Source organism: Helicobacter pylori (assembly GCF_011140715.1).
GTDB lineage: Bacteria > Campylobacterota > Campylobacteria > Campylobacterales > Helicobacteraceae > Helicobacter > Helicobacter pylori_DA.
On record NZ_SFZZ01000081.1, the window covers coordinates 15,975 to 28,735 of the forward strand.

Sequence of the window (12,761 nt, forward strand, 5' to 3'; positions counted from 1 at the left end):
GAGTCAAAATTTTTAAAGGGGTTTTTAGGCTTATTTTTCTCATACTGACTGGGTAAGCTCGGGTAGTTCGTTACTTCTTGCTTATTTTTTTGTGGTAGGATTGGGATTATTTAGAGTTTAAAGAAGAAGCTAAGCGCTCTCCATCTTTTGTAATTAAGCTAGGGTCTATAAACTTAGCTTGCTCTCTAAGATTTCCTACTTTTTTTAAACTTTGTAATAACCCACTCACTCTTTAATCATTCGGCCTTATCCATTATCGTTCTCGCTTTTTCTAGGATTTGGTTATAACTTTCGCTCGTTTTCATTTCTTGACTCCCTTGACTTATTTAATTTAATTTTTTTAGTTTCAATGGTAGCCCACTCATTGCTTTTTAGCATTTTCAGCTATCCTGCGGAATGAAAGAGTGGATAATGTCCGCCTTGTTCATCTCTGCTTTAACATCATTTTTTGTTTTCATTCATTCTCCTTGCCATTCTCCTTGCGTTCTCTTTGAAAAGATTTAGGTCGTTATTTGACTTTGTTGGGGTTTTTATGGTAGCATTCTTACAGACATCGCTATAGGAACTCGACCTATGGTTGCCCCTTAGAGGGTTTGGTGTCTTGTATTAAGGCTTTGATTGATGCATCATTTTTCACTCCTTGACTTATTAAAGTTTTTTAAGTATTGTTCTTTTCAGCACCACCATGGGAACTCGACCTATGGCTGAACCTTTGCGTTAGCATTGAGTCCGGTGCTTGAAAATGCTTTATAAGCGTTGTTATTCTTATAATCTCCGTTACTCTTGAACATTGTTCTTAAAACTAATTCACTCTTTCTATTGTTTAATGTTTTTGTGCTAATATTGTCAAGGCGTGGGTTAGAGAATATTTTCTAACCCATACTAAAAACACTTTAAGTGTGCCAAGAGACCCTGACACATAAGACGAAAGGGCTTGTGTATGGTCAAGGTGAGGCTTTTTAATCCTTTTCATTTCTTAACTCCCTTGACTTATTAAAATTTTTGTTTTATAGTTCCAACGCATTAGCTTTATCAAGCATGTCTAACACTCAGCTCATAACTGATGTTTAATCGCTATTTTTGAGATTTTGCTAATGTTTTTTATAGATTTATCCTTATCATTTTGTTTTACGCATTTTTTTGCATTGTTTTTAGCATTAGCTCATGCTTTTATGCTTGCATTTGTGCTAAGGGGCTTAAATTTTTAGCTTCTGGTGTGGTTTGGTTATTTAATTCTGTATTTTTTAATAAAATTTCTTGACTTGTTGAGGGTTTTTGAGTAGGATTATTTTCAATAAGGTTTGAGATGCTACTGCCATCTCCGTAATCGTTAGAAAGTGGTGCAATGGTTTCTAACTCCCTTAAAACCTTATCATCCACTTCAAAACTTGTAATCATATAATGATTTTTTAGTTCGTTATCTCCCTTAAACTTACTTAAAATTACTTTTGAATTGTTTAGAATAATAGCCGCATAACCTGGCCTGTCTTCTTCTTTTAATCCTTTTTGTAGAATGTTAGGGATTTCCTTAAGTAGTTCGTTAGTCCCTTCTTTGGCTTGCTCTTTTGTTAGTCCTAACTTTTTGTATTGTTTTTCTCGGCTTTGCAAGCTTTTCGGCGTTGGCTTGTTCTAAAGGGCTTAAATGGGTAGGCGCTTGTGTTTTAAGCGCGTTTGTGGTAGGATTAGGTTCAACGGAGTTTAAAGAATTAATGTGCTTTTCTTTAGTGATTGCTTGCGGAGTCGACGGTAACGCTTGCTTCTCCCTGTGTAATTCATAACTGCTTACTACCCAATGGTTATTTAATTCTTCATTTTTCCACTCGTTATGCAACCCTACTATTTTATTATCGTATTCTACAAACACACGCCCTAAATGATCCGTGCCTTTAACGCCTTTGTCAATCACTTCCGGTATCGTTTTAATCACGCTTAGGGCGTATTCTTTAGCTTCTGTTTCACTCGTTCCCTACTTTATCTTATTAGGCTATCCTACGCTCTATCATGCGCGCTAATCCAAAAACCTTTTTTTAAGAACGCAGTTGTTGTAAGGCTTCTTTAATCGCTACTTCTATGCTGAGATTGGGTTTTAGGGTTTTTAAGACTAAATTGATTTCAGCGCTTTTAAAGCCCAAACTCTCTAGGGCTAAAAAGACTTCATTGCGTGCGGGTCTGTTTTCATCTTGAATGAAAAAGCCAATGAGATCCACCATGATCTTATCGGCGAGCTTTTTGCCTATGCCTGGGACTTGCTGGAGTCTTTTGACTTCTTTAGTGGCGATAATGTTTTCAAATTCGTTCGGCGAAAAGCTTGAAAGAATGGCTAAAGCGATACGCCCCCCTACCCCATTGATTTTCAAAAGCCTTTCAAAAAGGATTTTTTCACTCTCTTCTAAAAACCCGTATAAAAGATGCGCATCTTCTTTGATCACTTGTAAGATTTTCAAACGCGCTTTTTGGCCCGCTTGAAGCAAAGCAGCCGTTCGCATAGAAACTTGCACCCCATAAACAACCCCTTGCACTTCTATATGCGCTTCTAAAGCAGAGATTTTTTCCACAACCCCTATCAAACCCACTATCATTTTATCCCTTTTTTATTTCTTGTTCTAGCCTTTTATCGCGCTTTTAGGGACTTTTTTGATTTTATGATCTTCATAGATCACATCCACGCTTTCATTGTGGCTTAACATAGCGCTCAAGTTGCTCACTTTAGGGTAATTGCGATGGTAAATCACGATATTTTCTTGCTTGAAAGGGTTTTTAGTCGTAATGCTTGCATGCTGGAAGCTGTTTTCTATGCTGATGAGTTTAGCGTAACATTCGTTATTGATTTTTTGCAATTCTAGCATTTGAGCTTTTAGGATTTTCAAACGCTTTAAAGCAAACATAAACTCGCTATAAGCGTCTTTCACGCTTTCTTGTTGCATTAAAGAGCGTTTGATTTCTTCAGTGGCGTTTTTAAGCTTTTCCATGATGGCTTGATGGTTTTTGACTAAATGGTTTAAAGACTGGTGCTGAGCGATGATTTTTTTAGATTTTAACCCTAACGCATTGAGTTTTTGTTTAGCAATATTCAATTCTTCTTGGTTTTCTCGCCCCCCAAAAGCGTAAAAAATAAAGCGGTTACCATTACCATCCACCTCATCAATCCAACATTGCTTGGAAAAATACAGCTTGTTATCGCTTTTAAGCTTTTCCAAAGCGATTTCTTTCGCATAGACCACGCTCCCTGCACTCGCTTCCACTTTAACGCTATTTGCATACACTTTAGCGCGCTCTAAATACTTGCACTCAAACTCTTTAGCGTAGCACACGCCCTTATGGTTAGTGATACGCGCTTGATTGGCATAGACATAGCTTTCAGGGTGGATTTGCCCTTCTATGGTAATTTCTTTAGCCACTAAGATCACGTTCTTGCCCACATTGCCCTTAATGTTAATCGCGCTCGCTTCTAAAATGAGGTTAGAATCAATCGCATCGCTCAATTCGTCTTTCGCTTGAATCTCTAAAACCAGCCCGCTCTCCACTCCCCCTAAAAGATTAGGCGTTTCAATGGATTTGATCCCGTTTTTAAAGATAAAATTTTGCTTAGAAACCAAACGCCCTTTTTCCATTTTAACCCCTTGTAAGGCTTTGGAGTAATACACTAAAGCGTTACTTTCTTCTCTTTCTTCAAAAGCGTTTTTGTCATGCCCTATAGGGGTGGGCGAATGGGCGACTTTGGGCAATTCAATATAAAGACCTTTGAGGTTACGGCCGTCTCTGCCTTGTTTGGGGTAACTCACGCAAGCGACTTTTTGATTTTCTTTAGCGATATAGTAATTTTCTTTAACAAGCGATTCTTCTTGATCGCTTAAAAAAATGGTATGCGTTGGAAGGTATTCTTCTTCTAATAAAAAATGGGATTGTTCTTCTACATTAGGGATAAAGGTTGAAGAAGCGTATAAAATAAAGCGTTTATTTTGGGCTTCTTTTTGATATTTTCTTAATTCTGTTTTTAAATTTTCATACATTTGTGAAAAATGCCTAAACACCACGCCCTCAAAAGCCAAACGCTCTTTAATATACGCAAACATTTCTTGGTAATGCTCTTCAGTGTCTAGGACAATAAAACACTCGTCTAAAATAATTTCTATTTTGCTTAAATCTTCATCCACTTGCACTTCAAAAAAGCGTTTGTAAGCGTTTGATTTGATTTTAATATCATGGGTTTGATAAAGGGTTAGCTCTTTTTTTTCATAGTATTCCTCTTCTTCTAATTGCTGCAATTCCCCACCAAAAGCCTCGCTAAAATCATCTTTAGCGCTGTTTTTGATAAAAATAGAAGTTTTTAAGATCTCAAACCATAGATCTTCTGTTTGCAATTTATGTTCAGCGGCCGCTTTTTTTAATTCTTTTTGAATGTCTTTGCACCGCTCAACTTTTATAGGGGCAAAACGCTCCAAGCTCATTTTTTAATCCTTAAATGGTATAATATAAGAATTTGAAAAAAGAAATATGCTAACAAAAAAACACTGAAAATTAGGTAATAAATACAACTAGTATGCTAAAAAAAATATTTTTAACCAACAGCTTAGGGATTTTATGCTCTAGGATTTTTGGCTTTTTACGGGATTTGATGATGGCTAATATCCTAGGGGCTGGGGTGTATAGCGATATTTTCTTTGTGGCTTTCAAATTGCCTAATTTATTCAGGCGTATTTTTGCAGAGGGTTCTTTTTCTCAAAGCTTTTTACCGAGCTTCATACGAAGTTCCATTAAGGGGAGTTTTGCGGGTTTGGTGGGGCTTATTTTTTGTGGCATTTTATTCATATGGTGCTTATTAGTAGCACTCAATCCCTTATGGCTCACCAAACTCCTAGCTTATGGCTTTGATGAAGAGACGCTCAAACTATGCGCCCCTATTGTAGCGATCAATTTTTGGTATCTTTTATTGGTGTTTATTACCACTTTTTTAGGCGCGCTTTTACAATACAAACACAGCTTTTTTGCCAGCGCTTATAACGCAAGCTTACTCAATGTATGCATGATTTTAGCCCTTTTCATTTCTAAAGAAAAAACGCATTTAGAAGCGTTGTATTATTTGAGCTATGGCGTGCTTTTAGGGGGCGTGGCTCAAATTTTATTACACTTTTATCCTTTAATAAAATTAGGCTTATGGGATTTATTGTCTAAAGGGCTGTTGGGTTTTAAGACTAAAAACGCGCTCAAAAAAGAATATCGTTTGGATAGGGTTAAAAAGGATTTGAAAGGGTTTTTCAAGCAGTTTTTCCCTAGCGTTTTAGGCAATTCTAGCGCTCAGATCGCCTCTTTTTTAGACACCACGATCGCCTCTTTTTTAGCGAGCGGGAGCGTGTCTTATTTGTATTACGCTAACAGAGTCTTCCAGCTCCCTTTAGCTTTATTTGCCATAGCCATATCCACAGCCCTTTTCCCTAGCATTGCGATCGCCATTAAAAACAATCAGCAGGATTTGATCTTACAGCGCTTGCAAAAGGCGTGGTTTTTTTTGGTGGGGGTTTTGCTTTTTTGCAGCATTGGGGGGATAATGTTAAGCAAAGAAATCACAGAGCTTTTATTTGAAAGGGGGCAATTTAGTCCTAAAGACACCCTAATCACTTCGCAAGTCTTTTCGCTCTATCTTTTAGGCTTGCTCCCTTTTGGGCTAACCAAACTCTTTTCTTTGTGGCTTTATGCGAAATTAGAGCAAAAAAAAGCGGCTAAAATCTCTTTAATTTCGCTTTTTTTAGGTTTAGCGGCTTCTTTGAGTTTAATGCCTTTGTTAGGGGTTTTAGGTTTGGCTTTAGCGAATAGTTTGAGCGGGTTATTTTTATTTGTTTTAACGATAAAAGCGTTTGGCTTTCAACCATTCTTGGGTATAATTAAAAATTTGAAATTATGGCTTGTAATTCTTTTCCTCGCTTGCGTGGAAATCTTATTACTCTTAGCGTTCAAATCGTGGGTTACACATTTATATTTATTTTATTATTTTCAAGGTTTTTAAATGTTTATTTATGATACCAAATTAAAACAAAAAGTCCCTTTTGAGCCTTTAGTTGAAAAAAAGGCGAATATTTATGTGTGCGGGCCTACGGTGTATGATGACGCTCATTTAGGGCATGCCAGGAGCGCGATTGCTTTTGATTTGTTAAGGCGCACGCTTGAATTGAGCGGCTATGAAGTGGTGCTAGTAAGGAATTTCACGGATATTGACGATAAAATCATCAACAAAGCCTTCAAAGAAAACAAAAGCATTCAAGAATTAAGCGGCATTTACATTGAATCTTACACGAGGGATTTGAACGCCTTGAACGTGAAACAACCCAGCCTAGAGCCTAAAGCGAGCGAGTATTTAGACGCTATGGTGCGCATGATTGAAACGCTTTTAGAAAAAAATTTCGCTTATCAAGTTTCTAATGGGGATATTTATTTAGACACGAGCAAGGATAAAGATTACGGCTCTTTGAGCATGCATAATAGCAGCGTGGAATTTAGCCGTATCGGTTTGGTGCAAGAAAAACGGCTTGAGCAGGATTTTGTGTTGTGGAAAAGCTATAAGGGGGATAATGATGTGGGCTTTGATAGCCCTTTAGGCAAAGGGCGCCCTGGTTGGCATATAGAATGCTCTAGCATGGTTTTTGAAACTTTAGCGCTCGCTAACGCCCCTTATCAAATTGACATCCATGCTGGCGGAGCGGATTTGTTATTCCCCCACCATGAAAATGAAGCGTGCCAAACCCGTTGCGCCTTTGGCGTGGAGATCGCTAAATACTGGATGCACAATGGCTTTGTGAATATCAATAACGAAAAAATGTCTAAAAGTTTGGGGAATAGCTTTTTCATTAAAGACGCCCTCAAAAACTATGATGGCGAGATTTTGCGCAATTACTTACTAGGGGTGCATTATCGCTCCGTTTTAAATTTCAATGAAGAAGACTTGTTAGTGAGTAAAAAACGCTTGGATAAAATCTATCGCCTAAAACAGCGCGTTTTAGGGAATCTTGGGGGAATAAATCCAAACTTTAAAAAAGAAATTTTAGAATGCATGCAAGATGATTTAAACGTTTCTAAAGCGTTGAGCGTTTTAGAAAGCATGCTTTCTTCCACGAATGAAAAACTGGATCAAAACCCCAAAAACAAGGCTTTGAAGGGCGAAATTTTAGCGAATTTGAAATTCATAGAAGAACTGCTTGGCATCGGTTTTAAAGACCCTAGCGCGTATTTCCAGTTAGGCGTGAGCGAGAGCGAAAAACAAGAAATTGAAAAAAAGATAGAAGAAAGAAAACGTGCCAAAGAACAAAAAGATTTTTTAAAAGCCGATAGCATCAGAGAAGAGCTTTTACAACAAAAAATCGCTTTGATGGACACCCCACAAGGCACGATTTGGGAGAAGTTTTTTTAAACGCCTCCAATTTTACCTTTTTACATACTCTAACCACAAATTCCAATGAGAGAAGTTTTTTAAACGCCTCCCATTTTACCTATTTACACATTCTAACCACAAATTCTAGCAATATTGCTCTTTAATCTTGTTAAGTTTATATGTTCATTTACTTTAATTTGATAAAAATTGAATATCAGTTGTAGATACTGCATATTTATAACCTTAATCGTAAATGCAACAGAAATTTTCTAGTCTAAAGTCGCACCCTTTGTGCAAAAATCGTTTTACAAAAAGAAAGGAAAGAAAATGGAATTACAACAAACACACCGCAAAATGAATCGCCCTTTGGTTTCTCTCGTTTTAGCAGGAGCGTTGATTAGCGCCATACCGCAAGAGAGTCATGCCGCCTTTTTCACGACCGTGATCATTCCAGCCATTGTTGGGGGTATCGCTACAGGCACCGCTGTAGGAACGGTCTCAGGGCTTCTTAGTTGGGGACTCAAACAAGCCGAAGAAGCGAATAAAACCCCAGACAAACCCAATAAAGTTTGGCGCATTCAAGCAGGAAAAGGCTTTAATGAATTCCCCAACAAGGAATACGACTTATACCAATCCCTTTTATCCAGTAAGATTGATGGAGGTTGGGATTGGGGGAACGCCGCTAGGCATTATTGGGTCAAAGGCGGGCAGCAGAACAAGCTTGAAGTGGATATGAAAGACGCTGTAGGGACTTATAAACTATCAGGGCTTAGAAACTTTACTGGTGGGGATTTAGATGTCAATATGCAAAAAGCCACTTTACGCTTGGGCCAATTCAATGGCAATTCTTTCACAAGCTATAAGGATAGCGCTGATCGCACCACGAGAGTGAATTTCAACGCTAAAAATATCTCAATTGATAATTTTGTAGAAATCAACAATCGTGTGGGTTCTGGAGCCGGGAGGAAAGCCAGCTCTACGGTTTTGACTTTGCAAGCTTCAGAAGGGATCACTAGCAGTAAAAATGCGGAAATTTCTCTTTATGATGGCGCCACGCTTAATTTGGCTTCAAACAGCGTTAAATTAATGGGTAATGTGTGGATGGGCCGTTTGCAATATGTGGGAGCGTATTTGGCCCCTTCATACAGCACGATAAACACTTCAAAAGTAACAGGGGAAGTGGATTTTAACCATCTCACTGTGGGCGATAAAAACGCCGCTCAAGCGGGCATTATCGCTAGCAATAAGACTCATATTGGCACACTGGATTTGTGGCAAAGCGCCGGGTTAAACATCATCGCCCCTCCAGAAGGCGGCTACAAGGATAAACCGAATAATACCCCTTCTCAAAGTGGCACTAAAAACGACAAAAATGAAAGCGCTAAAAATGACAAACAAGAGAGCAGTCAAAACAATAGTAACACTCAGGTCATTAACCCACCCAATAGTGCGCAAAAAACAGAAATTCAACCCACGCAAGTCATTGATGGGCCTTTTGCTGGCGGCAAAAACACGGTTGTCAATATTGATCGCATCAACACTAACGCTGATGGCACGATTAAAGTGGGAGGATATAAAGCTTCTCTTACCACCAATGCGGCTCATTTGCATATCGGCAAAGGCGGTGTCAATCTGTCCAATCAAGCGAGCGGACGCTCTCTTTTAGTGGAAAACCTAACCGGGAATATCACCGTTGAGGGGACTTTAAGAGTGAATAATCAAGTGGGTGGCTATGCTTTAGCAGGATCAAGCGCGAATTTTGAATTTAAGGCTGGTACGGATACTAAAAACGGCACAGCCACTTTTAATAACGATATTAGTCTGGGAAGATTTGTGAATTTAAAAGTGGATGCTCATACAGCTAATTTTAAAGGTATTGATACGGGTAATGGTGGTTTCAACACCTTAGATTTTAGTGGTGTTACAGGTAAGGTCAATATCAACAAGCTCATCACGGCTTCCACTAATGTGGCCGTTAAAAACTTCAACATTAATGAATTGTTGGTTAAGACCAATGGGGTGAGTGTGGGGGAATACACTCATTTTAGCGAAGATATAGGCAGTCAATCGCGCATCAATACCGTGCGTTTGGAAACTGGCACTAGGTCAATCTTTTCTGGGGGTGTCAAATTTAAAGGCGGTGAAAAATTGGTTATAGATGAGTTTTACTATAGCCCTTGGAATTATTTTGACGCTAGGAATATTAAAAATGTTGAAATCACCAATAAACTTGCTTTTGGACCTCAAGGAAGCCCTTGGGGCACATCAAAGCTCATGTTTAATAATCTAACCCTGGGTCAAAATGCGGTCATGGACTATAGTCAATTTTCAAATTTAACCATTCAGGGGGATTTTATCAACAATCAAGGCACTATCAACTATCTGGTCCGAGGCGGGAAAGTGGCAACCTTAAGCGTAGGCAATGCAGCAGCTATGATGTTTAATAATGATATAGACAGCGCGACAGGATTTTACAAACCGCTCATCAAGATTAACAGCGCTCAAGATCTCATTAAAAATACAGAGCATGTGTTATTGAAAGCGAAAATCATTGGTTATGGTAATGTTTCTACAGGTACTAAGGCATTTAGTAATGTTAATCTAGAAGAGCAATTCAAAGAGCGCCTAGCCCTTTATAACAATAATAACCGCATGGATACTTGTGTGGTGCGAAATACTGATGACATTAAAGCATGCGGTATGGCTATTGGCAATCAAAGCATGGTGAACAACCCTGACAATTACAAGTATCTTATCGGTAAGGCATGGAAAAATATAGGCATCAGTAAAACGGCTAACGGCTCTAAAATTTCGGTGTATTATTTAGGCAATTCTACGCCTACTGAGAATGGTGGCAATACCACCAACTTACCCACAAACACCACTAATAATGCGCGTTCTGCTAACTACGCCCTCGTAAAGAACGCTCCTTTCGCTCACAGCGCCACTCCTAATTTAGTCGCTATCAATCAGCATGATTTTGGCACTATTGAGAGCGTGTTTGAATTGGCTAACCGCTCTAAAGATATTGACACGCTTTATACTCATTCAGGCGCAAAAGGTAGGGATCTCTTACAAACCTTATTGATTGATAGCCATGATGCGGGTTATGCCAGACAAATGATTGATAACACAAGCACCGGTGAAATCACCAAGCAATTGAATGCGGCCACTGACGCTTTAAACAACGTAGCCAATTTAGAGCATAAACAAAGCGGCTTACAAACTTTGAGCTTGAGTAATGCGATGATTTTAAATTCTCGTTTAGTCAATCTCTCTAGGAAGCACACCAACAATATTAACTCGTTCGCTCAACGCTTACAAGCTTTAAAAGGCCAAAGATTCGCTTCTTTAGAGAGCGCGGCAGAAGTGTTGTATCAATTTGCCCCTAAATATGAAAAACCCACCAATGTTTGGGCTAACGCTATTGGGGGAGCGAGCTTGAATAATGGCTCTAACGCTTCATTGTATGGCACAAGTGCAGGGGTAGACGCTTTCCTTAACGGGAATGTGGAAGCCATTGTGGGCGGTTTTGGAAGCTATGGTTATAGCTCTTTTAGCAATCAAGCGAACTCTCTTAACTCTGGGGCTAATAACGCTAATTTTGGCGTGTATAGCCGTATTTTTGCCAACCAGCATGAATTTGATTTTGAAGCTCAAGGGGCTGTAGGGAGCGATCAATCAAGCTTGAATTTCAAAAGCGCTCTATTACAAGATTTGAATCAAAGCTATAATTACTTAGCCTATAGCGCCACAACAAGAGCGAGCTATGGTTATGACTTCGCGTTTTTTAGGAACGCTTTAGTGTTAAAACCAAGCGTGGGCGTGGGCTACAACCATTTAGGTTCAACCAACTTTAAAAGCAACAGCCAATCACAAGTGGCTTTAAAAAATGGCGCGAGCAGTCAGCATTTATTTAACGCTAACGCTAATGTGGAAGCGCGTTATTATTATGGGGACACTTCATACTTCTATTTGCATGCGGGAGTTTTACAAGAGTTCGCTCACTTTGGATCGAATGATGTGGCGTCTTTAAACACCTTTAAAATCAATGCCGCTCGCAGTCCTTTAAGCACCTATGCAAGAGCGATGATGGGTGGGGAATTGCGATTAGCTAAAGAAGTGTTTTTGAATTTGGGCGTGGTTTATTTGCACAATTTGATTTCCAACGCAAGCCATTTCGCTTCCAATTTAGGAATGAGGTATAGTTTCTAACACCACTCTAAACCCATGCTTTTGGCATGGGGTGCGATAGGTTTAAAAAGTATAATTGGGGGAGCGTATTAGCAAACTAACCCCAAATAAGGGGTTAGCTTTCAAATAAATTCTGCTTAACGCAAACAAAAAGACTCTAGCTTTTTAAAAATCTTAAACAAAACGTATTGTATAAGGAATTTTTTATTCAGCCTGGTGTTTAAAAATTCAAAAAAACTCTTTTTGTTGTGGTCATTGAGTTCAGTAAAAGTTTCAATTTTACCCACTAAATTCTCAAAAACCAAAGATTCAAAAGAAGTTTTAAAAGCGACTTGGTGCCATTCTTTAGAATACGGGTAGCCAAAATGCTTCCAAGGCTTTTCATCAGCATAAAAATGCAACATGCAAGCGTCAGATTTTTTAGGTATCATCCTTGTCCCAACCATGCGTGGATGGACATTATACTTGCAAGGCATTTCTAAAATATGCCCTTGACAAACAAGCACGAATAAATCTTGCTCTGGCAACAACAGCCCTTCATCTCTTGTTTTAAAAAAATCAATCAGCTTTTCTTCCAAATGACTCTCCCTCCACAACGCCAAATTGACCAGCATAAAACCTGCATTAAAAGGGTTTTCATATAGAATTTCTACTTCTTGAAAGCTCAGGCTTTTATGATTGAGTTTGACACCCATTCCCTTAGACCAATTAAGCCGAGATACAAACAAATCATTAGCGCTATGAATGTTAATCAATGAGAGGTCTTCTTTGGTCGCTCCAAAATACGCTCCATCCATAGGGATAAAAAAGCCCTCACTAATATCGCCCACAAACAAGGTATCCACATCAAACATGATTATTTTTTCATATTGAGAGAAAATACTCGCTAGCAACAAACGGCATAAAATCATTTTAGAAAAACGCTTTTTAGCGAAAGGATTGAGTCTTAAGAAAAGTTGAGAAACCAATGTAAAAGGGTAAGCGTCATTCTTTGAAATATCACAAAATTCAATACCAGAAAACGCGCTAAAGGGACTCATAGTCCGCTTTAATTTTTCTATATTTTCAGCGCTCAAACTATCCACTAAACAATGGATTTGATAAAAGAGTTTTACCCCATCTCTTTCTTGCGCACAAGAAGAAAGCATGGAGTATAAACTCACACCAGCAGGGATGCAATAATTATTGTCAAAAGCGACTACTATGG

Annotated in this window: 8 protein-coding genes; 3 read left to right on the plus strand and 5 right to left on the minus strand. The window is 38.7% G+C overall.

Annotation, left to right across the window (positions count from 1 at the left end; translation table 11 throughout):
* Window positions 1–1,170: 1,170 nt before the first annotated feature.
* The 4 genes from EWZ81_RS07925 to EWZ81_RS07940 all read right to left on the minus strand — a co-directional run bounded on the left by EWZ81_RS07925 (window position 1,171) and on the right by EWZ81_RS07940 (window position 4,448).
* Window positions 1,171–1,608, minus strand: a complete 438-nt coding sequence (locus tag EWZ81_RS07925) for a DUF3519 domain-containing protein (protein ID WP_165549590.1) — start codon at window positions 1,606–1,608, stop codon at window positions 1,171–1,173.
* Entirely contained in the window at window positions 1,541–1,927 is a 387-nt protein-coding gene (locus EWZ81_RS07930; protein WP_240331385.1) for a DUF3519 domain-containing protein, read from the minus strand. The genes EWZ81_RS07925 and EWZ81_RS07930 overlap by 68 nt, the downstream gene beginning before the upstream one ends.
* Before the next feature lie 100 nt (window positions 1,928–2,027).
* A complete protein-coding gene (gene ruvA / locus EWZ81_RS07935) occupies window positions 2,028–2,579 on the minus strand; it encodes a Holliday junction branch migration protein RuvA (RefSeq protein WP_165549591.1) in 552 nt (183 codons plus the stop codon).
* A gap of 24 nt (window positions 2,580–2,603) precedes the next feature.
* On the minus strand, window positions 2,604–4,448 hold the full coding sequence (locus tag EWZ81_RS07940) for a FapA family protein (RefSeq protein WP_165549592.1): 1,845 nt from the start codon (window positions 4,446–4,448) through the stop codon (window positions 2,604–2,606).
* A 92-nt stretch (window positions 4,449–4,540) separates the two neighbouring features.
* On the opposite strand from EWZ81_RS07940, the gene murJ reads away from it, so the two are divergent.
* The 3 genes from murJ (at window position 4,541) to EWZ81_RS07955 (ending at window position 11,575) form a co-directional block, all read left to right on the plus strand.
* Entirely contained in the window at window positions 4,541–6,001 is a 1,461-nt protein-coding gene (murJ, locus tag EWZ81_RS07945) for a murein biosynthesis integral membrane protein MurJ (protein ID WP_165549593.1), read from the plus strand.
* Window positions 6,002–7,399: a cysteine--tRNA ligase gene (gene cysS / locus EWZ81_RS07950; RefSeq protein WP_165549594.1), complete on the plus strand. Its 1,398-nt coding sequence runs from the start codon at window positions 6,002–6,004 to the stop codon at window positions 7,397–7,399.
* Window positions 7,400–7,687: 288 nt separating this feature from the next.
* The gene (locus tag EWZ81_RS07955) at window positions 7,688–11,575 is read left to right on the plus strand and encodes a vacuolating cyotoxin family protein (RefSeq protein WP_165549595.1); all 3,888 of its coding nucleotides are present in this window, start codon (window positions 7,688–7,690) and stop codon (window positions 11,573–11,575) included.
* A gap of 116 nt (window positions 11,576–11,691) precedes the next feature.
* On the opposite strand, the gene EWZ81_RS07960 is transcribed toward EWZ81_RS07955, so the two are convergent.
* Window positions 11,692–12,759, minus strand: a complete 1,068-nt coding sequence (locus tag EWZ81_RS07960) for a glycosyltransferase (RefSeq protein ID WP_165549596.1) — start codon at window positions 12,757–12,759, stop codon at window positions 11,692–11,694.
* Window positions 12,760–12,761 lie beyond the last annotated feature (2 nt).

What these genes read in the sequence shown, in the direction of transcription:
- ruvA (WP_165549591.1), bottom strand. Translation starts at nt 2,579, where the DNA reads ATGATAGTGGGTTTGATAGGGGTTGTGGAAAAAATCTCTGCTTTAGAA.
- EWZ81_RS07955 (WP_165549595.1), top strand. Translation starts at nt 7,688, where the DNA reads ATGGAATTACAACAAACACACCGCAAAATGAATCGCCCTTTGGTTTCT.
- cysS (WP_165549594.1), top strand. Translation starts at nt 6,002, where the DNA reads ATGTTTATTTATGATACCAAATTAAAACAAAAAGTCCCTTTTGAGCCT.
- EWZ81_RS07940 (WP_165549592.1), bottom strand. Translation starts at nt 4,448, where the DNA reads ATGAGCTTGGAGCGTTTTGCCCCTATAAAAGTTGAGCGGTGCAAAGAC.
- murJ (WP_165549593.1), top strand. Translation starts at nt 4,541, where the DNA reads ATGCTAAAAAAAATATTTTTAACCAACAGCTTAGGGATTTTATGCTCT.